17 protein-coding genes are annotated in these 24,483 nt (G+C 70.1%); 12 read left to right on the plus strand and 5 right to left on the minus strand.

The annotated features are described in order from the left end of the window. Positions 1–72 precede the first annotated feature (72 nt). From H5411_RS15615 to H5411_RS15630, 4 genes are all read left to right on the plus strand, one after another. Complete coding sequence (locus tag H5411_RS15615; RefSeq protein WP_183124223.1) at positions 73–1,518, plus strand: MFS transporter; 1,446 nt, start codon at positions 73–75, stop codon at positions 1,516–1,518. Between the two features lie 34 nt (positions 1,519–1,552). After that, entirely contained in the window at positions 1,553–2,992 is a 1,440-nt protein-coding gene (locus tag H5411_RS15620) for an NAD-dependent succinate-semialdehyde dehydrogenase (protein ID WP_183124224.1), read from the plus strand. Further along, positions 2,989–3,717 (plus strand): sulfite exporter TauE/SafE family protein, encoded by a 729-nt coding sequence (locus tag H5411_RS15625; RefSeq protein ID WP_183124225.1) that lies wholly within the window; start codon positions 2,989–2,991, stop codon positions 3,715–3,717. Before H5411_RS15620 ends, H5411_RS15625 begins: the two co-directional genes overlap by 4 nt. 376 nt (positions 3,718–4,093) lie before the next feature. Continuing rightward, complete coding sequence (locus H5411_RS15630; protein WP_183124226.1) at positions 4,094–4,942, plus strand: ACT domain-containing protein; 849 nt, start codon at positions 4,094–4,096, stop codon at positions 4,940–4,942. Positions 4,943–5,299: 357 nt separating this feature from the next. Here the strand turns inward: H5411_RS15630 and H5411_RS15635 are convergent, their stop codons facing one another. Continuing rightward, complete coding sequence (locus H5411_RS15635; RefSeq protein ID WP_158242412.1) at positions 5,300–6,196, minus strand: ATP dependent DNA ligase; 897 nt, start codon at positions 6,194–6,196, stop codon at positions 5,300–5,302. A 498-nt stretch (positions 6,197–6,694) separates the two neighbouring features. On the opposite strand from H5411_RS15635, the gene H5411_RS15640 reads away from it, so the two are divergent. Genes H5411_RS15640 through H5411_RS15655 form a run of 4 tightly spaced genes read left to right on the plus strand, consistent with a single transcriptional unit; the run spans position 6,695 to position 12,716 of the window. Continuing rightward, positions 6,695–7,615, plus strand: a complete 921-nt coding sequence (locus tag H5411_RS15640) for an EamA family transporter (protein WP_183124227.1) — start codon at positions 6,695–6,697, stop codon at positions 7,613–7,615. Positions 7,616–7,641: 26 nt separating this feature from the next. Beyond that, entirely contained in the window at positions 7,642–11,478 is a 3,837-nt protein-coding gene (locus tag H5411_RS15645; RefSeq protein ID WP_183124228.1) for an amino acid adenylation domain-containing protein, read from the plus strand. A 1-nt stretch (position 11,479) separates the two neighbouring features. Next, on the plus strand, positions 11,480–12,208 hold the full coding sequence (locus H5411_RS15650; protein WP_183124229.1) for a DsbA family oxidoreductase: 729 nt from the start codon (positions 11,480–11,482) through the stop codon (positions 12,206–12,208). Beyond that, positions 12,189–12,716 (plus strand): DoxX family membrane protein, encoded by a 528-nt coding sequence (locus tag H5411_RS15655; protein WP_183124230.1) that lies wholly within the window; start codon positions 12,189–12,191, stop codon positions 12,714–12,716. Before H5411_RS15650 ends, H5411_RS15655 begins: the two co-directional genes overlap by 20 nt. A 91-nt stretch (positions 12,717–12,807) precedes the next feature. On the opposite strand, the gene H5411_RS15660 is transcribed toward H5411_RS15655, so the two are convergent. Beyond that, entirely contained in the window at positions 12,808–13,374 is a 567-nt protein-coding gene (locus H5411_RS15660) for a TetR/AcrR family transcriptional regulator (protein WP_183124231.1), read from the minus strand. An 85-nt stretch (positions 13,375–13,459) separates the two neighbouring features. On the opposite strand from H5411_RS15660, the gene H5411_RS15665 reads away from it, so the two are divergent. From H5411_RS15665 to H5411_RS15675, 3 genes are all read left to right on the plus strand, one after another. Continuing rightward, positions 13,460–15,871 (plus strand): beta-glucosidase family protein, encoded by a 2,412-nt coding sequence (locus tag H5411_RS15665; protein ID WP_312878305.1) that lies wholly within the window; start codon positions 13,460–13,462, stop codon positions 15,869–15,871. 179 nt (positions 15,872–16,050) lie between these two features. Then, complete coding sequence (locus H5411_RS15670) at positions 16,051–17,331, plus strand: MFS transporter (RefSeq protein ID WP_183124233.1); 1,281 nt, start codon at positions 16,051–16,053, stop codon at positions 17,329–17,331. Positions 17,332–17,339: 8 nt separating this feature from the next. Further along, positions 17,340–18,794, plus strand: coding sequence for a carboxylesterase/lipase family protein (locus tag H5411_RS15675; RefSeq protein WP_220816985.1), 1,455 nt, complete (start codon positions 17,340–17,342; stop codon positions 18,792–18,794). A 144-nt stretch (positions 18,795–18,938) separates the two neighbouring features. On the opposite strand, the gene H5411_RS15680 is transcribed toward H5411_RS15675, so the two are convergent. The 3 genes from H5411_RS15680 to H5411_RS15690 form a co-directional block, all read right to left on the minus strand. Continuing rightward, positions 18,939–20,222, minus strand: a complete 1,284-nt coding sequence (locus H5411_RS15680; RefSeq protein WP_183124235.1) for an MFS transporter — start codon at positions 20,220–20,222, stop codon at positions 18,939–18,941. Positions 20,223–20,560: 338 nt separating this feature from the next. Then, positions 20,561–22,201 (minus strand): GH25 family lysozyme, encoded by a 1,641-nt coding sequence (locus H5411_RS48945; RefSeq protein WP_312878306.1) that lies wholly within the window; start codon positions 22,199–22,201, stop codon positions 20,561–20,563. A 344-nt stretch (positions 22,202–22,545) separates the two neighbouring features. Beyond that, complete coding sequence (locus tag H5411_RS15690; RefSeq protein ID WP_183124236.1) at positions 22,546–23,145, minus strand: TetR/AcrR family transcriptional regulator; 600 nt, start codon at positions 23,143–23,145, stop codon at positions 22,546–22,548. Positions 23,146–23,245: 100 nt separating this feature from the next. Here H5411_RS15690 and H5411_RS15695 point away from each other — a divergent pair, with 100 nt between their 5' ends. Further along, positions 23,246–24,403, plus strand: coding sequence for an epoxide hydrolase family protein (locus H5411_RS15695; RefSeq protein ID WP_183124237.1), 1,158 nt, complete (start codon positions 23,246–23,248; stop codon positions 24,401–24,403). The last annotated feature ends 80 nt before the right edge of the window (positions 24,404–24,483 follow it).

Here is a 24,483-nt window from a genome sequence, read left to right on the forward strand (position 1 = left end):
CCTTGACTCGATGTCCGGCGTCACCTTACCGTGTGGAAAGAGGTCTTACCACTAGCCGAAGGAAGTTTCGCCATGACCGGCAACGCCGCCGTCGTGCTCCGGAAACCGGACGACGTCCTGCGCTTGATCGACTCGGGCCAGGTCCGGCCCCGGCATCCCGCCCTCGTCAAGATCGTCGCCCTGGGCAGCATTTTCGTCGACGGCTGGGACCTGAGCAGTTTCGGCCTGGGCACGGTGCAGATGACATCGGAGTTCAAGCTGTCCAATTCGGGGGTGAGCCTCCATTCGCTGCCGTTCATCTCCACCGCGGTGCTGATCGGCGCGATGATCGGCGGATTGCTGGGCGGGTACCTCACCGACCGCATCGGCCGCACGAAGATGCTGCTGCTCACGCTGTTCCTGCTCGTGGGCGCCACGGTGCTCGCGGCGACCGCGCCGAACCCGGAACTGTTCACGCTGTGGCGGTTCCTGATGGGGGTGGGCGTCGGTCTCGACGTGCCGGTCGCACTGGCGTTCGTCGCGGAATACAGCGCGATCTCCGCCAAGGGGCGCAACGTCACGATGGCCCAGGTGATGTCCACCAGTGCCACGGCTGTGGCGTTCTTCGTGATCATTCCCTTCCACTACATGGGGATCGGCGATCACTTGTGGCGGTGGGCGATCGGGCTCGGCGCCGTGCCCGCGCTGATTGTGCTGGTCCTTCGGTTCATCTACAGCGGCGAGAGCCCGATGTGGGCGGCGAAGTACGAGGGACTCGATTCCGCGGCGAAAATCCTGCGCAAGAGCTACGGCCTCGATGTCGTCGTGGAGCAAACCGCGCAGCAGAGCCAGGCCGTGCCGAAGTTCAAGGCGGGCAGCCTGCTCGCGCTGTTCCGCAAGCCTTACACCGCGCGGACCGTTCTGGTGAGCATTCTTGTCGTCTGCCAGGCCGCGCAGTACTACGCGATCTCGTTGTACACGCCGAAAATCCTCAATGCTCTGTTCCCTGGCAAGATCGTGCTGGTACTTGTGTTGTCCGGGTTGGTCAATGTGGTGGGCGCGATCGGAGCGCTCGGGTGCGTGGCCGGCACCCAGCGGCTCGGCCTGCGCTGCCTCGGCCTGATCGGCTTCTCGATCACCGCGGCCTGCCTGATGATCATCAGCGGGGCTTTCACCCTGCTCGCCGCCCCGATTTCGGCGATCCTCATCGCGACCTTCGCCGCCGCGCACAATTTCGGCGCCGGCTACTGCGGAACGGCGATGGGCACGCTGTCGTATCCGACCGAAATCCGCGGCATCGGCGGCGGCTACACGCAGGCGATCACCCGGGTCGGCGGCATCATCGGCGCGTTCGCTTTCCCGGTTCTGCTTGCCGCGCAAGGCATGCGGTTCACGATCGGTGCGATCGTGCTGGCTCCGCTGGTCGCGATCGCGGCCCTGCTGGCCATCCGCTGGGATCCGATCGGCAAGGACGTGGAGGAGTACGGCGACGCCGGTTCCACGGCCCGTTCCGCAGCGTCCCATTTGGACAAAGTGTGACTCGAAAAATTCCCGACAACCAGGAGAAGACCCGATGACGGCTCAGCCGACAGTCCTGATCGACGGCCGATGGGAAAACCGCGACCGCGGCCTCGACGTCCGCAATCCGGCCGACGGCACCCTCGTCGGCCGCGTGGACTGGACGAGCCCGGCGGAGGCGGCGGCCGACGGCGTCCGCGCGGCAGACGCCGCGGCCGCCGCGTTCCCCGCGTGGTCGGGAGCCGGCGTCCGGCAACGGGCGCGCGTGCTGGCCGCCGCGGCCGACCTGATGGAAACACGCGCCGAATCGCTCGCGGTGCTGCTGGCGAAGGAAGCGGGCAAGCGGCTGCCGGAGGCACGCGGGGAAATCGGGTTCTCCGTCGAGTACTTCCGGTGGTTCGCCGAGCAGGCGCGGCGGCCGCAAGGACCGGTGCTGCAGGAGGAGACCGCGCTGCGGCGCCATCTGGTCCGGCGCAAACCGGCCGGGGTGGTCGCCAGCCTGACCCCGTGGAACTTCCCGTGCTCGATCCAGGCCCGGAAGCTGGCGCCCGCGCTGGCCGCGGGCTGCACGGTGGTGGCCCGGGTATCGGAAAAGGCGCCGCTCGCGGTGACCGAGATGATCCGGTGTCTCACCGACGCCGGGCTGCCGGCCGGCGTCGTCAACCTGGTGCACGGCCCGGCGGTCGAGACGACGGACGCGATCCTGGCGCATCCCGCGGTGCGGGTCGTGTCCTTCACCGGTTCGACCGAGGTGGGGCGCGCGATCATGGGACTGGCCTCGCGCCGGATCGTGCGCCCGCTGCTCGAACTCGGCGGCAACGCGCCGTTTCTGGTCCTCGAGGACGCCGACCTGGACGCCGCCGTGGACGGGGCGATGCTCGCGCGCTTCCGCAACACCGGTCAGTCCTGCATCGCGGCGAACCGGTTCCTGGTGCAGGAACGGGTCCACGACGAGTTCGTCGCCAAACTCAGCGCGAAGATCGCCGCGATGACCGTGGGCGACGGGCTCGCGGACCCGTGCCCGGACCTCGGCCCGGTGATCGACGACCAGCGGGTGAAGGCAGTGCGCGGTCTGGTCGACGAAGCCGTCGCGGCGGGTGCGCGCATGCACGCGGGCGCGCACCGGCTGCCCGACACGGGCAGCTACGTCGCGCCGTGCGTCCTCACCGACGTGCCGCGCGACTGCGGTCTGGCGACCGAAGAGATCTTCGGGCCCGCCGCGGGAGTGTTCTCCTTCGCCACGACCGACGAGGCCGTCGAGCTGGCCAACGACACGGAAATGGGGCTGGCCGGATACGTGTGGTCGGGCGACCTCGGCCGGGCCTGGCGCATCGGCGAGCGGCTCGACGTCGGCATCCTCGGGGTGAACGAGGCCCTGCCGAGCGTGGCGTTCGCGCCGATGGGCGGGACCAAGCAGTCCGGTCTCGGCCGGGAGGGCGCGGACCTCGGACTCGAGGAGTTCACCGACGTCCAGTACGCAGCGCTGACCCTGTGAGCGCCGCGACGGCGGTCCTGCTGGCCGTACCGGTGCTGGTCGGGGCGTTGACCCAGCGGGCGACCGGATTGGGGTTCGGCCTGGTCGGCGGCCCGCTGCTGGTCGCCGCGGCCGGCCCGGTCGTCGGCGTGAGCATGGCCAACGCGCTGTCGATGGTGCTGTGCTCGGTGGTGCTGGCCCGCACCTGGCGCGACACCGACTGGCGCGCGGTGCTGACGCTGGCCGTTCCCGCGCTCGCGGGCGTCCCGCTCGGCGCTCTCGTGGTGCGGTCCACGCCGGAAGGCCCGCTGCTGATCGTGGTCGGATCCATGGCGATCCTCGCGGTCGGCGTGGTCGTGCTGACCCGGCAGCGGCGCCTGCTGCGGGGCACACCCGGCGCGATCGTCGCCGGCGCGCTGTCCGGGTTCATGAACGTGACCGCCGGCGTCGGCGGCCCGATGGTCTCGGCGTACGCGCTCTCGGAGCAGTGGAGCCGCCGGGTGCTGATCCCGACCGCGCAGGCGTATCTGCTGCTGGTGAACGCTGTTTCGCTGGTATCCAAAGGCGTTCCGCCGATCTCGTGGTTCGGCTGGGCCTGCGGCCTCGGCGGACTCGTCGTCGGTGCGCTCGCCGGCGAATGGCTGGACCGCCGCATCGACGCGGCGACCGGGCGTCGGCTGATCATCGTCGTCGCGCTGGCCGGCGGCATCGCGGCGGTGGTCCGCGGCGTGCTGACGACCGCGTGACGGAAACGACCGAGAAGTCGACGGCGCACACAGCCGGCGCGAACTGCGCCCGTCTCGTCCTGCCCTGGGCTGCGTTCGGGCGGACGTGTTGTTCCGGTTCCATGCGACGGCCCATCCCGAACATCGCCGCGGCTGCTGCGCTCTCCGCCCCCCATAGTGGATTCTGTGCGCTCGGCAGGCACGGATCCTTGCGCAGACTTCGGTATGGGCGACGCCTGAGGTCGGCGGAGAACAGCGTTGCGCGGCAGCAAACTCGGGACCGCGTCGTCGACACCTTCCACGGGCCGACCTTGGCAGGGCGAGAGGACCCCGTCCGGTTAACTGAATCGTGACAGGTCGGTGAGAGCGGGGTAACGCGGGCGCGGATGCTGGGCGTATGAGCGAAGCCGAGGCACGGCCGAAGGCCGTCAAACGAGCGAGGATCTCGATGAGCCGCGAGCTGATCGAGCTGGCGGCGTTGTTCATCGCCACGGGTGTCGCCGATTTGTTCGTCAGCACGTTGTCGCAAAACCGGGTCGGGCCGGTCGTGCTGTTCACCTTGGGCGGGCTTTTGATCGCCACTGTCGCGTGGCGACGGTGGTGGACACACCGTCCGCTGTCCAACTCCGCGCGCCGCACCGCGAAGGATTGCCCGCCGCGAACCGGGGTGGCGTGGCGGGTCCGCGCCACTGTGCGGGATGTGCCGGGGAGCCTGGCTGGAGTGACGACCGTGTTGGCGGCGCACGGGTGCGACATCGTCTCGTTGCAGGTGCTCGCGGTGCCGGACGGGGTGGTGGACGAGTTCCTTGTCCGCGCGCCGGGCGGGGCGACCGCGGCGGATATCGCGACGGTCGTCGAACGGGGCGGCGGCCGGGAGGTGCGGGTCGTGCCAGCGGACGCGCACGAGTTCGTGGACCTGCCGACTCGCGTGCTGAGGATCGCGGCCGCGCGCGAGCCGGACCTGGATCAGCTCCTCAGGGCGGTCATGGGCGACTGCGGCATCGAACGAAAACCGCCCGGGCGGCGCGGGACGGTGCGCGGCGAGGGCATCGACGGAACGGTGATGCGGCTGATCGAGGCCGAAGGTGGCACGGTGACGGTCACCCGGTCGCTGCCGTTCACGCCGGGCGAGTTCGCCAGGGCCAAGGCTGTTCTGGATCTCCACCGCCGCCTCTCCGTGCCGACCGCCGCCGGGGTCCCGGCGCATGGCGGCGATTCACCGGCGATCGGAGCACCGCTCCGTTAGGGGCGCGCACTCCGGTCGTCGGAGGGAATCGCGAGGGAAGGGCCTCCGTCCTTGTCGCAGACGAATGCGGGGCCGCCGACCGGCACGCCTTGCTCGACCGAATGGCTTGCGCGTACTGGGGCGGTGGGCACTCGTTGCAACCGGGAAACGGACGCGACAATGATTCGCGTCTGGGCGGCCTCGTCAGGGGAGGGCAGGGTTATCCCTTCTGTCTCAACGTCTTCGTCCCAGTTCCGTCGCGGGCAAGGCGCAGAGCGGGGACTCCGCAGCCGCCCGGAGTTCGGTGACGCGGACCAGAACCACCGCCCCCGCAAGGGATGTGGTTCGGGGCCCCGGAGGCCGCGAAGACGAGACGAGCTAATCGGCGAGATGGGTGAGCCGCAGCCGCAGTGATCCGCTCCAGGCTTGGTCGCGGGGGTCGATGTCGGTGCGCAGGCCGCGCCAGGTCGGTTGCCGGAGGCGGCCGTCCGCGGTGATGGCGCGGTAGTTCACGTCGGCGATCAGCGTGGGCCGGACCCAGCGGGCGTTCCGGTCGCGGCCGGTCGGGCCGCGGCCGGTGAAGGGACAGCTGTCGGTGGCGAGTTCCTCCAGGACGGACGCGAGCGCCCGCCGGGACGCGTCGGTGAATCCCGAGTGGACCCGGCCGATGTAGACGAGCTGCCGGGCCTGGGTGTAGACGCCGAGGAGGACGGCGCCGACGTGATCGGGTTCGTGGTCCTGGCTCGGCTGCCAGCCTCCGATGACCGCTTCGCAGCCGCGCAGCAGATCGAGTTCGATCCAGTCCTGCGACGCTTGTCCTGGCCGGTAAGGCGAGGCCAGGTGTTTGCCGACGATCCCGGCGGCGTCGTGCTGCCGCGCCAGCTGAGCGAGCTGAGCCGGGCCGAGGCCGCGGTGGCTCGGGAGTATTTCGATCACCGGCGAGCGGCTGAGGCCGAGGCTGCGGAGAAGTTTGCGACGCACGGCGTAGGGCTCCGCGGTGAGGTCGTGGCCGTCGATGCGAAGCACGTCGAAGGCACGGTAGGACGGCTTGTCGCGGGGTGGCGAGATGACGCCGTCGAGGACCAGCTTGCGGCCGCCGAGGTCGTCGGCCATCCGGGCCAGCGCGGGATGGCTGCCCGGCGCCGGAGCACTGTCGCGGCCTTGCCAGCGCAGTCCGTGTTCGTCGAGAACGGCCAGCGCCCGGACTCCCGCCTGCTTCAGTTCCCACGCCCAGCCGCGCTGGTTGACCGGCAGCCGGCCGGCCACGGCGGTCATGGGGCTGAGCGTGCGCTCGGGTCGCGGTCGCGTAGTCATGGCGGGGATGCAAACACGGGAAGGAAACCGCCAGCGGTACTGCCGGTGAACGCGTCCTTCCGAGGACGGTAACCGGTGCAGCTCGGTGGTGGTTGTCACAGCGGGGTGCCGCGGCGATGACGATCACCGGATCGCGGTCGGCTTTCGGCCCCGATTTTGGGTGTTGTGCCGTTCTTGGCGGAATTCTCGCTGGACCGTTAGGCGCAATACCGCACGGTTCACCTGGAATTGGTTTCGCCGGCGACGGCCTCGGCAATAGCCTGCGAGGCTCGCGACTGACGGCCGGGCGGGGGCTCGGCCATGTCTCGTTGCCCGGTGATTAACCGCGCGTTGCTTGTCCGCCGCCGGTCCGCGACTGAGGATGGGCTCACCTTTCCGGCGGGTTTCGCGGAGAACGCGAAAGCGGTTTTCGCCAGTTCGGCCCGCCGGCACCCGACCTTTTGCGGGGAATGATTCCGGATGAAATCGGCTAACTCGGTGCTGGACGCTGCCCTGACCGCGGTGGCGCCGGCGATCTGGGGCAGCACCTATCTGGTGACCACGGAATTGCTGCCGGCGGACCGGCCGTTGCTGGCCGCGGCGGTCCGGGCCTTGCCGGCCGGGCTCGTGCTGCTGGCGGCGACCCGGGCGCTGCCCCAAGGGATCTGGTGGTGGCGCGCGGTCGTGCTGGGCCTGCTCAACATCGGCGCGTTCTTCTGTCTGTTGTTCGTCGCGGCCTACCATTTGCCGGGCGGTGTGGCGGCGCTGATGGTGTCGGCACAGCCGATGCTGGTGCTCGTGCTGTCGGCGATGCTGTTGCGCACCAGGATTTCCGGCCGGCACCTCGTGTCCTGCGCGCTGGGCGCGGCCGGCGTCGCGATGCTGGTGTTGCGTCCCGACGCCGGCGTGGACGCGATCGGCGTGCTGAGCGGTCTCGGCGGCGCCGCGTGCATGGCAGCGGGCGTGGTGCTGACGAAGCGATGGGGGCGTCCGGAAGGCGCGAGCCTGCTCGCGTTCACCGGATGGCAGCTGACCGTCGGCGGGCTCGCCGTGCTGCCGCTCGCCTTGCTGGTCGAGGGAGTGCCCGGGCACGTCTCCGGCACCAACCTGGCCGGGTTCGCCTATCTCAGCCTCGTCGGCGCCTTGCTGGCTTACCTGATCTGGTTCCGCGGCATCGAACGGCTTCCCGCTCTCGCCGTGTCGTTTCTCGGGTTCGCGAGCCCCCTGGCCGCGGCGGTGCTCGGCTATGTCGTTCTGGGGCAAGGGTTTTCCGTGCTCCAGGCCGCCGGCGCCGTGGTGATCGTCGTCGCCGTCGCGCTCGCCCAGCCCCGTTCCCCGCGGCTTCCGCCCGCCGAAAGCCGGCCGGCCTCCTCCCCGTCCCTGCCCACCCCGTCGTCCTGACCGGACGCTCGCCTGCGAGGAAGACAGTGGAAACCACCCAGCTCAGCACCCGCAAACCCGTCACCCGTCTCGGCGCCGACCTGATCAGCCTGCTGCGACGGCAGGTCGCGGAACAGCCGGACGCGATCGCGGTCGTCTCGGCCGAACGGTCGTTGACCCGCCTCGAATTGCACCGCGAGGCCGCGAGCCTCGCCGCCGGTCTGCGCCAGGCCGGCGCCGGGCCGGACGACCGCGTGGGGCTTTTCGCGGAGCCGTCGGCGGATCTGGTCTCCGGCGTGTGGGGCATTCTCGGCGCCGGAGCCGCGTATCTGCCGCTGTCTCCGGACTATCCCGAAGAGCGGCTGCGCTACATGCTGTCCGACAGCGGCACGAAGACAGTCCTCGCCCAGGAGCATCTCGCCGACCGGGTCGCGGCCATCGCGCCGCCCGGCACGACGGTCCTGACTCCGCGGGCGGCCCGCGACCGCGCCGCCGGACCCGCTCCGCTCCCGTCTCCGCACGATCTCGCCTACGTCATCTACACCTCGGGCAGCACGGGCCGTCCGAAGGGCGTGCAGATCGAGCACTCCGGCATCGTGTCGCAGCTGCGCTGGCTGCACACGGTCGGCTATCTGGACCGCGACACCGTCGTGCTGCAGAAGACGCCGATGAGCTTCGACGCGGCACAGTGGGAAATCCTCGCGACCGCGTTCGGCGGCAAGGTGGTGATGGGGGAGCCGGGAATCCACCGGGATCCGCACGCCGTCATCGACACCGTTCGCCGCCACCAGATCAACACCCTGCAGGGCGTGCCGACTCTCCTGCAGGCTCTGGCGGACACCGAGCAGCTCGGGCAGTGCACGTCCTTGCGGCGGGTGTTCTCCGGCGGCGAAGCCCTGTCGCGGCAGCTGGCCCGCCAGCTCACCGGCGAACTGCCCGCGGCGTCGCTGATCAACCTGTACGGCCCCACCGAATGCAGCATCAACGCGACGTCCTACCTCGTGGACCCGGACGCGCTCGGCGACGGCCCCGGCTCGATCCCGATCGGGTTTCCGGTCGACAACACGCAGTGCTACATCCTCGACGAGAATCGCTCGCCCGCGGACATCGGCGAGGTCGGCGAGCTGTACGTCGGCGGCGCGCAGCTGGCCCGCGGGTACCTGAACCGCCCGGAGGCAACGGCGGAACGGTTCGTGCGGTCGCCGTTCGTGCCGACCGAACGGCTGTACCGGACCGGGGACCTGGCCTTCTGGAACCCGGACGGGAGCATCCAGTTCGCCGGGCGCACCGACAACCAGGTCAAGCTGCGCGGCTACCGGGTCGAACTCGACGAGATCGGCCTGGCGATCGAGGAGCACGCCTGGGTCCGCCGGGCCGCCGTGGTCGTCACCAACGACGAGCGGACCGGTTTCGACACGCTCGTCGCCTGCATCGAGCTGAACCCGAAGGAAGCGGCCCTGATGGATCAGGGCAACCACGGCGCGCACCACCAGACCAAGTCAAGCCGGCTGCAGGTCAAGGCCCAGCTCGCCGGCGCAGGCGTGCGGGAACCGGCAGAGCTGGAGGGAAAGCCGGTGGTCCCGCTGCCGGGCCGGGCCGAGACCGAACATCAGCGCAGCACCGTTTTCGCCCGCAAGACCTACCGCAACTACGACCGCGGACCGGTGACGCGGGCCGAACTGCGCGACCTGCTCGAACACCGGCCGCCGCGAGGCCGGGCACGAGGGCTCGACGAACTGACGTTCGCGCAGCTGGGCGAACTGCTGCGCTGGTTCGGCCAGTTCCACAGCGACGAGCGGCTGCTGCCGAAGTACGCCTACGCCTCGCCCGGCGCGTTGTACGCGACCCAGCTGTTCCTGGACACCACCGGGATCGCGGGCGTCGAACCCGGCATTCACTACTACCACCCGGTGGACCACACCCTGGTCCGGATCGGCGCGTCCCCGCGATGGCCGGGCGCCGGACTAGCGGTGCACTTCGTCGGCCGGAAGCAGGCCATCGAACCGGTCTACCGCAACAACATCGGCGAAGTCCTCGAATTCGAGGCAGGGCACATGCTCGGCGTGTTCGAGGAAGCGCTGGCCGGCTACGGCCTGGACATCCGGCCGCTCGGCCACGATCCGTCCATCGCGGACAGTCTCGGCGGCGCGGCCGGCGACCAGTACCTCGGCACGTTCGAGATCCGGCCGGACGACGGCAGCCCCCGGCCCGACGACGCGGAACTGTTCGTCCAGGCCCATCCCGGCCGCGTCACCGATCTCCCGGCCGGGCAATACCGTTACGCCGACGGCGAATTCACGAAGATCTCCGAGGACCTCGTGCAGGCCCGGCACGTCATCGCCATCAACCAGCGGGTGTATGACCAAGCGGCGTTCGGCATTACCGCGATCGGCCGCGCCGAGCAGCCGTGGCTGCAGTACCTCCGGCTCGGCACCAAGCTGCATCACTTGCAGCGCAACGGCCTCGGCCTCGGACTCATGTCGTCGGGCTACAGCTCCAAGTCCGGCCATCCGCTTCCGGCGGCCCGCCGCGTCGACGAGATCCTCTCCGCCGCCGGCGAGGTCTCCGGGCCGTCGTATTTCTTCGTCGGCGGCCGGGTCAGCGCCGAGCAGATCCGCAGCGAGGGCATGGCGGAAGACGTCCTCCACATGAAAGGCCCCGCCGAGATCGTCAAGGACGACCTGGCCCGGCTGCTGCCGGACTACATGATCCCGCAGCACGTGCTGGTCCTCGACCGGCTGCCGCTGACCGCGAACGGCAAGGTGGACCGCACGGCTCTCGCCGCGTCCGACCAAGTTCGGCCCGCGCGCACCGCGAGCCCGTACGTCGCTCCCGCCACCGAGACGCAGCGGGTGCTCGCGCGGCTGTGGGGCGAGACGCTCAAGTACGACGAAGTCTCGATGGCGGACGAATTCTTCGCTTCCGGCGGCAACTCGCTGACCGCGGTCACGCTCGTCCACCGGATCAACAAGCAGTTCGCCGCCTCGCTGCCGCTCCAGGCGATCTTCGAACACCCGACTCCGGCGAGCCTGGCCGAACGGATCGAGCGCGGAGCGGGGGACCGGTCGTCCCGGCTGATCCGGCTCGGCGACGCGGGGGCGGGACGGCCGGTGTTCTGCTGGCCCGGTCTGGGCGGGTACCCGATGAATCTCCGCGCGCTGGCACGGGAAGCCGCCGGCGGACGGCCCTTCTACGGAGTGCAGGCGCACGGCATCAATCCGGGCGAACAGCCCTACGCCACGATCCGGGAGATGGCCGCCGCCGATGTCGCGGAGCTTCGCCGGATCCAGACCGAAGGCCCGTACCTGCTGTGGGGCTACTCCTTCGGGGCGCGCGTCGCGTTCGAAGCCGCCTGGCAGCTGGAACAACTCGGCGAACGTGTCGAACAGCTGCTGCTGATCTGTCCCGGCAACCCGACCGTGCCCGGTGCGGACCCGGCGCGCTTCGGGCGGGAGCCCTCCTACGCCAACCCCGCCTACGTCACGATCCTGTTCTCGGTGTTCGCCGGCAAGATCGCGGGCCCGGACCTCCGGCACTGCCTCGAACGTGCCCGGGACGAGGACAGCTTCGTCGCCTTCGTGCACGAGCTTCGCCCGGCGCTGGACCCGTCGACGATCCGCCGGATCACCCGGATCGTGGCGCAGACCTACGAATTCGAGTACAGCTTCCACGAGCTGGCGCAACGCCGTCTGGACACTCACATCACGATCTTCAAGGCGGCCGGCGACGACTACTCCTTCATCGAAGGCCGCACCGGCTACTCGGCCGCGCCGCCGACGATCGTCGACCTCGCCTGCGATCACTACGAGGTGCTCAAAGATCCCGGTGTCGCGGAACTGGCCGCCGCGATCGCGGGTGCGGGACAGCCGGCGGGCGGGCGCTGAGATGGCCGCCGGAATCTCGTGTCCTCCGAACACGATCGTCGTGTTCTCCGACATCGGCTGTCCCTGGGCGAGCCTGGCGCTGCACTGGCTGCGTCGCGAATCCGCAAGCCGCGAGCTTGTCATCGAGCACCGCGCGTTCCCTCTGGAACTGTTCAACCGGCGTGGTACCCCGAAACCCATTCTGGACGCGGAAATCGCGGTCATCGCGTCGACGGAACCGGAACTCGGCTGGCGTCCCTGGCAGCGCGCGGAATCCGAGTACCCCGTCACGATGCTTCCAGCGCTGGAAGCCGTCCGCGCGGCACGCTCGCCCGAGGTCGGCGGTGCGCGGGCAGCCGACCAGCTCGACGCGGCCCTCCGCAAAGCGTTCTATGTGGACAGTCGCACCATATCGTTGTACTCGGAGATCATCTCTGTCGCCGAGGAATGTTCCGAACTCGACGCCGCCCGGCTGGCCTGGGAACTGCGCCGAGGGCATCATCGCGAAGCGGTCCACGAGGATTTCGAGATCTCCTCGTCGGATCTTGTGCAGGGCAGCCCGCACGTATTCCTGCCCGGTGGCCGCTCGGTGCACAACCCCGGCGTCCGCTTCGCCTGGACGGCCCCGTACGGACAGGGATTCCCGGTGATCCGCGAGTACGACCCGGGCGTGTGGCGCGCTCTCGTCCACGCCTCGATCAGCACATCCCGCCAACAGAAAGAGGAGAACGATGTCGACCGTCTCGGCTGAACCGACCATCGCCGCCGGCAGCGCCCGCACCACGTGGTCGCACACCGACGTGGGCCTGTTGCTGGTCCGGATCGTCCCGTTCGGCGTGCTGGCCGTCTTCGGGGCACAGAAGCTGTTCGGCGCCTTCGGCGGCGGCGGGCTCGCCGCCACCGAAGCGTCCTTCGCGCAAATGGGCTACCACCCGGCGCTGCCCTTCGCGCTGCTGGGCGGCACCTGCGAATTCGTCGGCGGCCTCCTGCTGATGTCCGGCCTGCTGATGCCGCTGGGCACGGCGATGGTCATGGGCGTCATGATCAACGCGTTCGCGGCGGTCGCCGGCAAACCCTTGGAGAACTCCGGGCTCGCGATCGTCCTGTTCATGATCGCGGCTGCCCTGGCCTTCTCCGGACCCGGCCGGTTCGCGTTGGACGCCGGCCGCCCGTGGCAGCGCGTCGGCGTCAAGTGGGGTGCGGCGAGCTTGACCCTCGCCGTCGTGACGGCGGTCCCGTCACTCCTGATCGCGCACTGACGCACCCGGGTCGCGCGGCCGAGGCGTCGGCCGCGCGACCTGTCCGGCCTCGGAATCGCTGCCCAGGCCGTGCGCTGCCCGGGCAACGCGGTCACTTGTCGGCGACCAGCAGGGCCACCAACCGCTCGATGTCCTCGGCCATGTCGACGCGGTCGTCGAGCAGCCATTGGATCTGCAGGCCGTCCATGACCGCGACCAGGATGCGGGCCGCCCAGGCCGGGTCGGTGTCCGGGCCGAGGCGGTCCGCGAGCCGGTCGGCGATGTCCGCGCAGACCTGGGCGTACCGGTCGCGGACCCACTCGTGCGCGGCGTGGCCCGGCTCGGTGGCCTCGGCGGCCGTCGTCGCGTACAGGCGGACCAGGTCCGGGGTCCGCGCGTTCCGGCGCGCCACTTCCAGCAGCCCGGGCAGCGGGTCGTCGGCGCCCAGCAGGGCGGCGGTGCGTTCGTCGCGGGCGGCGAGGACCGCCGCGAGCATCGCCTGCTTCGACCCGAAGTAGTGGAACAAGGTCGATTCGGTGACCCCGACGCGTCGCGCGATCTCCTTCACCGACGAACCGTGGTAGCCGCCCTCGGTGAACACTTCCAGGGCGATGCGGAGGATCTGCTCCCGACGTTCGGTGCCCTTCGCGTAGGGCCCTCGGGGACCGGATGCGGCCATGGGGCGACCCTACTCCACGGCTAAAACCGAGCGCCACTCGATTTTGAGGTACGGTGGACCGACCTTCTACACATCGGGAGACGCCGTGGAGCGCGACATCCAGGCCCTGCTGGGCAAACTCGACCTGAACCAGAAGGCGCGGCTGCTCACCGGGGCCGACTTCTGGCGCACGCGCGCCGAGCCCGCGATCGGGCTGCGCGCGATGGTGCTGTCCGACGGCCCGGCGGGCGTTCGCGGGCGCAGTTTCGACGAGCGCGACCCGTCGCTTTCGCTGCCGTCGGGCACCGCGCTGGGGGCCACCTGGGACCCCGGCCTCGCCCGCCGCTACGGCGCGGCACTCGGTGCCGAGGCCCGTCGCCAGGGCGTGGACGTGGTGCTCGGACCGACGATCAACCTGCAGCGCACTCCGTTGGGCGGCCGGCACTTCGAGGCGTTCGCCGAGGATCCGCTGCTCACCGCGGAGCTGGCCGCCGCGTACGTCGAGGGCGTGCAGGCGGCCGGCGTCGCCGCGACGCCCAAGCACTTCGTGGCCAACGACGCCGAGACCGACCGGTTCACCGTCGACAACCGGATCGACGAGCGCACGCTGCGCGAGGTGCACCTCGCCGCGTTCGAGGCGGCGGTCGTGCGTGCTCGCGCCTGGCTGGTGATGTCGGCCTACAACTCCGTCAACGGCACCACGATGACCGAGCATGCGCTGCTGCGCGAACCGCTGTCGCGGGAGTGGGGATTCGACGGCGTGGTGGTGTCCGACTGGACGGCCGTGCGCAGTACCGCGGCCGCGGCGAACGCTGCGCAGGACCTGGTGATGCCCGGTCCGGAGGGTCCGTGGGGGCAGCGGCTGGTCGACGCGGTGCGTGCCGGCGACGTTCCGGAGGAGGCGGTGGACGAGAAGGTGCGGCGGCTGCTGCGGCTGGCCGCCCGCGTGGGCGCGCTGGACACGCTGCCGCCCGCGGTCCCGGAGCCGCCGCCGGCCGAAGACGGCGTCGCGCTGGCCCGCGAGGTGGCGGCCGCCGGAATGGTGCTGGTGCGCAACGAGAACGCGTTGCCGTGGGATCCAGCTGGGCTCGGCTCAGTCGCGGTGCTGGGGCAGAACGCGCAGCGGGCCCGCATCCAGGGCGGCGGAAGCGCCACCGTGCGGCCGCGCGAGGTGGTTTCCCCGCTCGCCGCGCTGCGCTCGGCACTCGGCGCGGAGGTGGTCCGCCATCGCGTCGGGGCGACCGTGACGGACGGCGTGCTCGTTTTCGACCCGGCGGAACTGACCAATCCGGTGACCGGCGAGCGCGGCGTGCGGGTGCGCTTCCTCGCGGCGGACGGCACCGAAGTGGCGGTTCAGGACCGGCTGGCCGCGACCCTGGTGTGGCTGGACGACCTTCCGGACGGCACGGCGACGATCGAACTGCTCACCTCGTGGAACGCTCCGGCGGGCACCCACCACGTCGGCGCGGCCGCGCTCGGCAGGGTCGTGCTGACGGTGGACGGCACCGAGGTGCTCGACACGGTCACCGAGGCCGAAGGCGGCCTGCTCGGCGGCGCGTTCCTCGACCCGCCCGCCGTCACCGCCGCGGTCGAATTCGGCGGCGGCGCTTCCGAGATCGTGCTGCGGTACACCAGCGACGTCGACCTGCCGCTGCGGGCGGTGACCCTGGGCGTCGCGACCGTGCTGGCCGACCCGGACGCGGAAATAGCGGCCGCCGCGGCGCTGGCCGCCGAATCGGACGTCGCGCTGGTGGTCGTCGGGACCGGCGAGACCATCGAGAGCGAGGGTTTCGACCGTGCTTCGCTGGCTCTGCCCGGTCGCCAGGACGACCTGGTGCGCGCGGTCGCGGCGGCCAACCCGCGCACGGTCGTGCTGGTCAACTCCGGTGCGCCGGTCCTGCTGCCCTGGCGAGACGAGGTGGCGGCGGTCCTGCTCGGCTGGTTCGGCGGCGAACGGTTCGGCGAGGCCGTCGCCGACGTGCTGCTCGGCGTCCGCGAACCGGGCGGGCGGCTGCCGGCGGGGTGGCCCGCGACCGGCGGCGAGAAGTCGGTGCTCTCGGGCGTTCCTTCGGACGGCGTCCTGTCCTACACCGAAGGAGTCCACATCGGACACCGCGGCTGGCTGCGGAATCGCGAGCGGCCGGCTTATCCGTTCGGGCACGGTCTCGGCTACACGGACTGGGAACTGCGCGAAGCACGGATGCCCGCCGAGGTCCCCGCGAACGAGCCGGTGCCGGTCGAGGTGAGGCTGGCCAACACCGGTGCGCGCGCCGGCCGCCAAGTGGTCCAGGTGTACTTGTCCCGGCCGGACAGCGCGGTCGAACGTCCGGTGCGGTGGCTGGCGGGGTGGGCGCTCGTCGACGCGCCGCCGGGACCGGCGGATGCGATCGTGTCCCTTCCGCCGCGCGCGTTCCAGCACTGGGACGGCGGCTGGCGGACCGAGCCGGGGACCTTCACTGTCCATATTGGAACGTCGGTGGACGACACTCCGCTGTCGCAGCGCGTGACTCTGCGCTGAGCAGTCGATCTCCAGGGCGGGCGCGGCTTCGGCCGGGCCCGCCCTTTGTGCCGGAAACCCTGTCGCGCCAGGGGCTTGCCGTCGGGTGCGTCCGCGCGCATACTGGCACTCACCACAAATTTCGAGTGTCACTCGATTTTCATGTCGAGCGACCCCGGCCTCCGGACGCGAGGAGAGCCATGCCCGAATCACCTGTCCCCGCCAGAACGGCCGGGCCGCACGCCGGCCCGGCCCTTTCCACCCGCGGCACCGCGACGCTGCGGCTGCTGCCGTCGCTCGCGGTCAACGCACTGGTCCTGTTCGCCACCTACTCCGGGCTGATCGGGGTGCTGCTGCCCAACCAGGTGGCCGCGCTGGACCCGGCGCACAAGGTCGCGAACCTATCCCTGGTCACCACCGTTTCGTTCGTTTTCACCCTCTTCGCGCAGCCGATCGCCGGTGCGCTGAGCGACCGGACCCGCAGCAGGCTCGGCCGCCGCGCGCCGTGGATGCTCGGCGGCGCCGCCGTCGGCGCGGGATTCCTGCTCGGCCTCGGCGGAATGCGCAGCCTGCTCTGGATCGCGGTCTTCTGGGTGATCATCCAGGTGGCGCTGAACGTGCTGCAGGGCCCGCTGTCGGCCGTGGTCGCCGACCGGTTCCCGCGCGAACGGCGCGGCATGGCCAGCGCGATGGTCGGCGTCGGCACCATGGTCGGCGTCAGCGGCGGCGTGCTGACGGCCGGGCAGGTCGCCGGGCACGTGGGTGTCGGCTATGCGATCTTCGCGGTGGTGGTGCTGGTGGCCACCGGAGCCTTCGTCCTGCTCAACCCGGACGCCCCGACGCGGGGAGCGGCCCGGGAACCGTTCTCCTGGCGGGAGTTTCTCGCCGGTTTCTGGGTGAATCCCCGGCGGTACCCCGACTTCGCGTGGGCGTTCGCCGGCCGGTTCCTGTTCATTCTCGGCTACTTCGTGGTCTACGGCTTCCAGCTCTACATCCTGACCGACTACATCCGCCTGCCGCTGGCGACGGCGAACAAGACCATCGGGCTGCTCAGCCTCGCGAGCCTGGCGACCACGCTGGTGTCGATCCCGCTGAGCGGCTGGCTGTCCGACCGGCTGGGGCGGCGCAAGATCTTCGTGTACCTGGCGTCGGCGGCGCTCGCGGCCGGGCTGCTGGTGCCGCTGGTCGCGCCCACGGTGACCGGGATGGTGGTGTCCGGCGCGATCCAGGGCCTCGGATACGGCGCGTACATGGCCTGCGACACCGCTTTGATGACCGAGGTCCTTCCGGGCGGGGGCGCCGCCGCGGGCAAGGACCTCGGGATCCTGAACATCGCCACGAACATCCCGCAGGCGGCGAGCCCCGCGGTCGCCGGGCTGCTGATCACCGCGCTGGGCGGGTATCCCGCCCTGTTCGTCTTCGCCGCCGCGGCGGTGCTGCTGGCGAGTCTTGCCATCGCGCCGATCCGCACCGTCCGATGAGGAGTGTCATGACCGAGATCGTCACCCCGCAAGGCCGTTTGCGCGGCGTGCGTCGCTCCAGCGGGTCCTGCGCGTTCCTGGGCGTGCCGTTCGCGGAGCCGCCGGTGGGCGAACGGCGGTTCGCCGCCCCGGTGCCGCACCGCGGCTGGGACGGTGTCCGGGACGCCACCCGGCCCGGCGCGACGCCGCAGCGCCGTCAGCTGGCCGAGGTGACGCTGATCCCGGAACCGTCTGTCCCCGGCGAGTCCACGCTCAACGTCAACGTGTTCACGCCTTCGCCCGAGGCGGAGGGGCTTCCGGTGCTGGTCTGGATCCACGGCGGCGGCTTTGTGGCCGGGTCGCCCGCGAGTCCGTGGTACGACGGGGCGGCGTTCAACCGCGACGGCGTGGTCACGGTGACCGTCTCCTACCGGCTGGGCTTCGACGGCTTCGGCTGGATCGACGGCGCGCCCGCCAATCGCGGCGTTCTCGACTGGCTGTGCGCGCTGGAATGGGTGCGCGACAACATCTCCGCATTCGGCGGCGATCCCGGCCGGGTCGCCATCGCGGGCCAGTCGGCCGGGGGCGCCGCGGTGCTCACTTTGCTCGGGCTTCCCGCGGCGCAGGGACTGTTCACCGCCGTGCACTGCCTGTCCGGGCCGATCGCGCACATCACCGCCGAGCAGGCGGAGACGTTCGGCCGGGCCATGGCCGAGCGGCTCGGCGTACCTCCCACTCGCGCCGGTCTGTCCACAGTGGATGAGTCGCGAATCCTTGCCGTGCAACGCGAGCTGGCCCCCGTTGGCGAGCCGCCCGCCGACCCGGTAGCCGCGATCACCGGCCTGGCGGGCGGCCTGACCCTCGGCCCGGTCATCGACGGCGACCTGATCAAATTGTCCACTGTGGACTCACTGCGGGCCGGGTGCGGCGCGGACAAACCGCTGGTGCTCGGCGCGACGGACCACGAGTTCGCGTTCGGGTTCGCCCGCGCCCGCGACCGGCTGGCGGCGGTCCCGGCGACAGACCTGCTGTCCGCCGCCGGTGTCCCGGACGCGGCCGGGTTCGTTGCGGCTCATCCGGAGCTGGACACCGCGGACCTGCTCGGCCGGTACGTCACCGACCAGCTGTTCGGCGTGGCGGTAGCCGACATCGCCGACGCCCGGGGCGACGCTCCGACCTGGCTGTACCGCTTCGCGTGGCCGTCACCGGTGTTCGGCCAGGCAGTGCACTGTCTGGACGTGCCGTTCTACTTCGACTGCCTCGACGCCGAAGGAGTCGCCGCGATAGCCGGTCCGCACCCGCCCCGCGACCTCGCCGACGAGGTACACGCGGCGGCGGTCAAGCTGATCACGACAGGCGATCCGGGCTGGCCCCGGAGGGTGGGCAAGGTCCGCGTCTTCGACCAGCCGTCGGGCTTCGGAGAGGATACGTTCCGCGCAGCCCGTGCGTTGCTCACCGACAGCGCGCGGTCGTCGAGTCGGTGATGGCGCGAAGGAGGGCCTTGCAACGTCTGTTGTCGGCCGGCCCGAGAGATGCGGTGGGTCGGGTTCGTGGGCGTCGACCGGGGGCAGGAGCGGCCGTCAAGCCCGGCAGCGGGGCCGCACCGGCTCGGCGACCGACGACATTCCTCAGTTGCCACCGGGTCTGTCCGGCTGTGCTCGCTCCGGTGCGGGAGTCGCCGCGGCCATCGTGCTTCGGCGGGTGATCGGCGCCAGCGCCAGTCCGGTCGCCAGGAACACCGCCGCGAGGCCGAACCAACCTGCCTGGGTGCCGGTGCTCGCGAACCAGCCGAACAGGGAGGGCGCGACGACCAGGCTCAGATCGAATCCCATGTTGTAGAAGCCTTGGTATCGGCCGAGGGCCGACTCGGGCGCCAGGTCGTACAGGAAGCACCAGGAAGCGGTCGCGCACAGCACCTCGCCGCCGACGACGGCCAGTGCGATCCCGGCGATCGCGGCGGCAGCGATCACGCCGCGGTCGGCGAGTGCTCCGACCGGGAAGAGCACTGCGGCCACGGCGAGGAGGATCGCGCCGCACCGCGCCGCCCTGGCCGCTGCCGGCACGTCGGCCACCCTACGGCTCACCGGAAGTTGGAGGACTACGACGCCACTCGTCTGCAGGACAAGTGCCACGGACACCAGCCACAGCGGGACGTGCATCCGGCCGAGCACCCACAGCGGCAAGGCGATGGTGATCATCGATTCCGACAGCGTCAGCACGCCGTTGGCGATCGTCAGGAGCACGAACCGGCGGTCCCGCAACACGTTCGAGCGGCCCGCGCCTGGCACGGCATGCCGAGTCGGCTCCGATGGCCGCGGCGTGGCGTGCTTGCCCGCCGTCCGGACCAGCAGGCCCGCGACCACGAAGGTCATCGCCTCGACGGCAAAGCTGATCCGGAATGCGACGATCGACCCGAAGGCCAATACCAGCGCGCCGAGGCTGAGGCCGACGACGATCGCGACGTTGCTCAGGGACTTCAGCACGGCTCGGTACGGCACCCGGTGTTCGGCATCGACGGCCCGTCCGATCAGCGCGCCGATCACGGCCGCGCTGCCTCGCCCGCACGCCACCAGCACGCTGAGCAGAACGAGTGCCAGCCAACCCGGGGCCATGGCCAAGCTCAGCGTGGCTATGCCCATCAGCCACGCCAATGCCGCGTAAACGACATGTCCGTCGCGGCGATCGGCCAGCCATCCGATCAGCGGCCCCGCGGCGATCCCCGCCACCGCGGCGACGCTCATGCCGGCTCCGTAGACCGACGGCCGCAAGCCCACGTAGCGGATCAGGTAAATCGCCAGCGACGAGTAGGACAGGCCGGTGCCGAGGTAAAGGATCGACATCGAGATCGCGAAGAACCGCTCCTGCTTCCCCTTGAGCTCGTTCAGCGACAGGGCGTCGCGCAAAGACCTCATGGACGAACCGTAGCAGCGGTCGGAACCCGAGGAATGTACGTCGGCGCAGCGTGAATCTGCTGCGAAGGCCCACGCAGAAAACAGATGCAATCGTGGCAGGGTTTGATGTATCAAACCGAATTCGCGGCAGCTCTGGCCAGTGATCAGCGCGAGGCGATGGATAACGCCGCACTGCTGGTGGAGATGCTCTGGTGGATAGGTGAAAAAGATCGGCGAGCGCATCGAGAACATAGCCGCGAAGGAACCCCGCCAACGCGACTCGGCCACGCCCCCAGCCACCTGACGCACCAGTGGGATGATCTGCCTCGCGCGCCAGGTTCGGCTGTGCGGCACGGGATTCAGTTGTAGGCGACTTGGGTGGTTCCGTTGGCGCTGTACCAGGTGATGGTTCCGTGCTGGAAGGTGTTGCGGCGGCCGCCGGTGATGCCGTATTCGTCGCTGGTGGGGTAGCCGAGCGGGCCTTTTTCCCAGCCGAGCGCGGCCCACTTTTGCCGGATGGCTCCGTGGATGGATTGTGCGCCGGTGGCGGGGGTCCAGTAGACGGAGGCGCCTTGGGCTCCGTTGAAGTGGTTGTAGCGGCCGGTTCCGTCGGGGGTGCCGGTTTCGTCGGTGGTGGGGTAGCCCAGTCCGCGTTCCCAGCCGAGCGCGGCCCATTTCTGCCGGATGGCTCCGTGGATGGATTGTGCGCCGGTGGCGGGGGTCCAGTAGACGGAGGCGCCTTGGGCTCCGTTGAAGTGGTTGTAGCGGCCGGTTCCGTCGGGGGTGCCGGTTTCGTCGGTGGTGGGGTAGCCCAGTCCGCGTTCCCAGCCCAGTGCCGCCCATTTGTCCCGGATGGCGCCGTGGATCGATCGGGCGCCGGTCGTCGAGGTCCAGTAGATCGAGGCTGAGTTGGTGAAGTGGTTGTAGCTGCCGGAGGCGTCGGGAGTGAGGGTTTCGTCGGTGGTGGGCAGCCCGAGGAAGCCGGTGGGGCCGGCGAGTTCCTGGTAGTGCTGGGCGATCGCTCCGTGGACGGCGTAGGCGCCGGTCGGCGGGTTGTAGCCGATGACGCCGTACTGGTAGTTCTGCGCCCATCCGCCTGCGGCCGGGTACCGGGTGCCGACAGGGCTGCCGAGGTAGGAGGCGGGGCCGCCGAGAGCGTTGTAGTGCTCGGTGATCTTGTCCGGTTCGGCCCCTGTGGCCAGGGCCTGCAGGTCGCTGACGCTGCCGTTGAACACGTCCTGGTCTCCCGGGAACGTGCCTGAGGATGCGGTCTGGTTGAAGGTGTAGTCCGTCCAGCTGGCGGGCATCGTGACGGTACCGGCGATCCACAGTGGATCGTTGGCGAAGCCGGGGTTGTTGCCGGTGCAGTGGTTCCACCAGCCGTTGGTGGTGTAGATGACCGGCCAGCGGTTGGTGCGGTCGTGGATCGTGGTGGTGAAGTCGGTGATCCAGGCGGAGATCTGGGCCGGGGTCATGTTGTAGCACCAGCCGGTCCAGTCCGCGGTGCTGTAGGGGTTGTACTCGATGTCCAGCACGGGCGGGAGGGTTTTCCCGTCGGCGACCCAGCCGCCGCCGTGGCTGAGGAAGAACTGGGCCTGCGCCGCGCCGGTCGAGGTGTCGGGGAGTCCGAAGTGGTAGGCGCCGCGCAGGATTCCGGCGTTCGCGGAGCCGGCGTAGTTGGCGGTGAACTGCGGGTCGACGTAGGTCGTGCTCTCGGTGGCTTTCAGGTACGCGAACTTCGCGCCGTTGCCCGCGGCCGCGCCCCAGTCCACGGTGCCCTGGTAGTGGGAGACGTCCATGCCCGGCGTCGTCACGCCCGAGGCCATGGCGGTGCGCGGGGCGGTTTTCGGCGTCGCGGTGGGATCCTTGCCGATCGTGGAGCCCAGGTAGTCCGAGTCCGGATGCGCGGGTGCGCTCGGGCTCGTTGAGTCAGTTGACGCCGCGGCCGGTGTCCCGGCCAGCGCACAGGTGAGCAACACGGAGACCGCGCCAGCGCTCACTGCACCACGAATCCATCCCACCGCAAACCTCCACCGGGTATCCGTTCACACCGCTATCGCCGGGAGCCCGCAAGCGTTACCGAGGTCGTACGGAAATCACCCGCGACGCAAGGAAATCCGGCAGCCACCTTTCGGCGCGGCCCGCCTCGGTCAGTGGGGGGCGGCGGATTCGTGGAGGCCGTAGAGGCGGCCGTCGCGGATGGCGTAGACGGTGGCGGGGTGTGCGGTGGCTTGCCAGGCGGTTCCGCTCGAGTCCGGCGGTGAACTGCTCCCCGTTCGCGGTCCTCGGCACTGCAGGAGAGACGCTCGGTCAGCTGGAGCCGGAGCGTTTCGAGTGCTGCGGCTCAGGGTTGTTCGTCCGCGAGAGCGACGGCGCGCCTCTCGGGGACTCCCAGCAGCAGCAGGCTCGTGATCGTCGCCGCTCGGGCGCCGAGGGACTCGTTCGACCGGTCGCTGTCCGCGATGGAGAACACGATGCCGTAGGCGAGCTGGCTCAGAATGTCCGCGGGCAAGTGCTGTGCGAACACCTTGCTGTCCTGGCCCCGCTTCACCAGGTCGGCGAGCAGTTCGTCGAGTGGCCCGAGCAGGCCGTGGATCGCCTCGCCGTACTCGCCGCGGCGCAGCGCCAGCAGCACGCGGTACCGGTGCGCCACCGGCCAGACGCGGCTGACGAATTCGACCCATGTCGCGTCCGCTTTCGCGGCGGAGGCGTCGGCTTCGGCGAGCACCGCTGTCATCTCGGCGACGGCCCGTTCCGTGAGTGTCCGGATCAGGTCGAGGCGCGAGGGGAAGTGGCCGTAGACGGTGCGGCGGACGACGCCGGCGGCGGAGGCGATGTCGCCCATGCCGGCGTCGGGGTTCTCTCCCAGCAGGTCGAGGGCGACGTCGAGGATGCGCTCGCGGGTCTCGTTCGTCGAGCGCGCGCGGGAGGACTCGGCAGGCACTCCGCCATCATTGCACACTGGTGTGCAATGATGGCGTAGGTTGCACACCAGTGTGCAATGAAGAGTTGCGCTGTGCTTCGACGTTCAGGAGAAGAAGCCCATGACCGCACCGACGTCGCCGGCCCTCGTCCGCCCGTTCGCCGTCTCGATCCCGGATGAGGAGATCGACGAGCTGAAGCACCGGCTGGCCAGAACTCGATGGCCGGATCCGGAAACGGTGGACGACTGGTCGCAAGGCGTTCGCGTGGAGAACGCCAGAGCACTCGTCGGCTACTGGGAGCACGGCTACGATTGGCGGCGTTTCGAGGCCGAACTCAATCGCTACCCGCAGTTCCTGACCGAGATCGACGGACTGGACATCCATTTCGTCCACGTCAGGTCCCGGAATCCCGGTGCGCTGCCGCTGCTGCTCACGCACGGATGGCCGGGCTCGATCGCCGAGTTCCTGAAACTGATCGGACCGCTGACCGACCCGGTTTCGTTCGGCGGGGACGCCGCCGATTCCTTCGACGTCGTCATCCCGTCGCTCCCCGGATTCGGGTTCTCCCAAAAGCCCGCGGAAACCGGGTGGACGGTGTCGCGCATCGCCAGCGCGTGGGCCGAGCTGATGAAGCGTCTCGGCTACTCGAGGTGGGCCGCGCAAGGCGGGGATTGGGGCGCGGTCGTCACCACTGCTCTCGGGGTCATGCAGCCTGAAGGGCTGCTCGGAATTCACCTGAACACCCAATACGCTTTTCCCGAACAGATTCCCGACAGCTTGTCGCCCGAACAGCGCGACGCGGTCGAGACCCTTGCCCGCTACACCGGCGAGCTCGGCGGGTCGAACCACCTGCAGGGCACGAAACCGGAGACCGCCGGATTCGCGCTGGCGGACTCTCCCGCTGGCCAGGCCGCCTGGATTTACGAGAAATTCCAGTCCAAGACCGACAATGATGGGCTCGCCGAGGACGCCCTCAGCATCGACGACATGCTCGACGCGATCTCCCTTTATTGGTTTACCAACGCCGCGGCGTCGTCCGCCCGCATTTACTGGGAGAACCGATCGGCCACCTTCGCCGGCCCGAAGCTGACTCTTCCGGTCGCGGTGACTGTCTTCCCGCGGGACATCCCGCGCTTGCCGCGAAGCTGGATAGAAGACACCTACCGCAATCTGATCCACTACGGCGAGGCCCAGAAGGGCGGGCATTTCGCGGCCTGGGAACAGCCTGAAATCCTGGTCCGCGAAATCCGCACCGGCCTGCGGTCCCTTCGTTCTTGACGCACGAATTCCGGCAGCAGGTCGTGCCGGTTGGCGCTCCCTTCTGCGGATTGTTCCGCAGTGCGGGCAGGCCGCCTCGT

It is taken from the genome of Amycolatopsis echigonensis, from assembly GCF_014174495.1.
Lineage (GTDB): Bacteria > Actinomycetota > Actinomycetes > Mycobacteriales > Pseudonocardiaceae > Amycolatopsis > Amycolatopsis echigonensis.

Bases quoted from the DNA above. Each gene is read 5' to 3' on its own strand.
- H5411_RS15615 (WP_183124223.1), top strand. From the start codon at position 73: ATGACCGGCAACGCCGCCGTCGTGCTCCGGAAACCGGACGACGTCCTG.
- H5411_RS15620 (WP_183124224.1), top strand. From the start codon at position 1,553: ATGACGGCTCAGCCGACAGTCCTGATCGACGGCCGATGGGAAAACCGC.
- H5411_RS15630 (WP_183124226.1), top strand. From the start codon at position 4,094: ATGAGCGAAGCCGAGGCACGGCCGAAGGCCGTCAAACGAGCGAGGATC.
- H5411_RS15635 (WP_158242412.1), bottom strand. From the start codon at position 6,196: ATGACCGCCGTGGCCGGCCGGCTGCCGGTCAACCAGCGCGGCTGGGCG.
- H5411_RS15640 (WP_183124227.1), top strand. From the start codon at position 6,695: ATGAAATCGGCTAACTCGGTGCTGGACGCTGCCCTGACCGCGGTGGCG.
- H5411_RS15650 (WP_183124229.1), top strand. From the start codon at position 11,480: ATGGCCGCCGGAATCTCGTGTCCTCCGAACACGATCGTCGTGTTCTCC.
- H5411_RS15655 (WP_183124230.1), top strand. From the start codon at position 12,189: ATGTCGACCGTCTCGGCTGAACCGACCATCGCCGCCGGCAGCGCCCGC.
- H5411_RS15660 (WP_183124231.1), bottom strand. From the start codon at position 13,374: ATGGCCGCATCCGGTCCCCGAGGGCCCTACGCGAAGGGCACCGAACGT.
- H5411_RS15670 (WP_183124233.1), top strand. From the start codon at position 16,051: ATGCCCGAATCACCTGTCCCCGCCAGAACGGCCGGGCCGCACGCCGGC.
- H5411_RS15675 (WP_220816985.1), top strand. From the start codon at position 17,340: ATGACCGAGATCGTCACCCCGCAAGGCCGTTTGCGCGGCGTGCGTCGC.
- H5411_RS15680 (WP_183124235.1), bottom strand. From the start codon at position 20,222: ATGAGGTCTTTGCGCGACGCCCTGTCGCTGAACGAGCTCAAGGGGAAG.
- H5411_RS15695 (WP_183124237.1), top strand. From the start codon at position 23,246: ATGACCGCACCGACGTCGCCGGCCCTCGTCCGCCCGTTCGCCGTCTCG.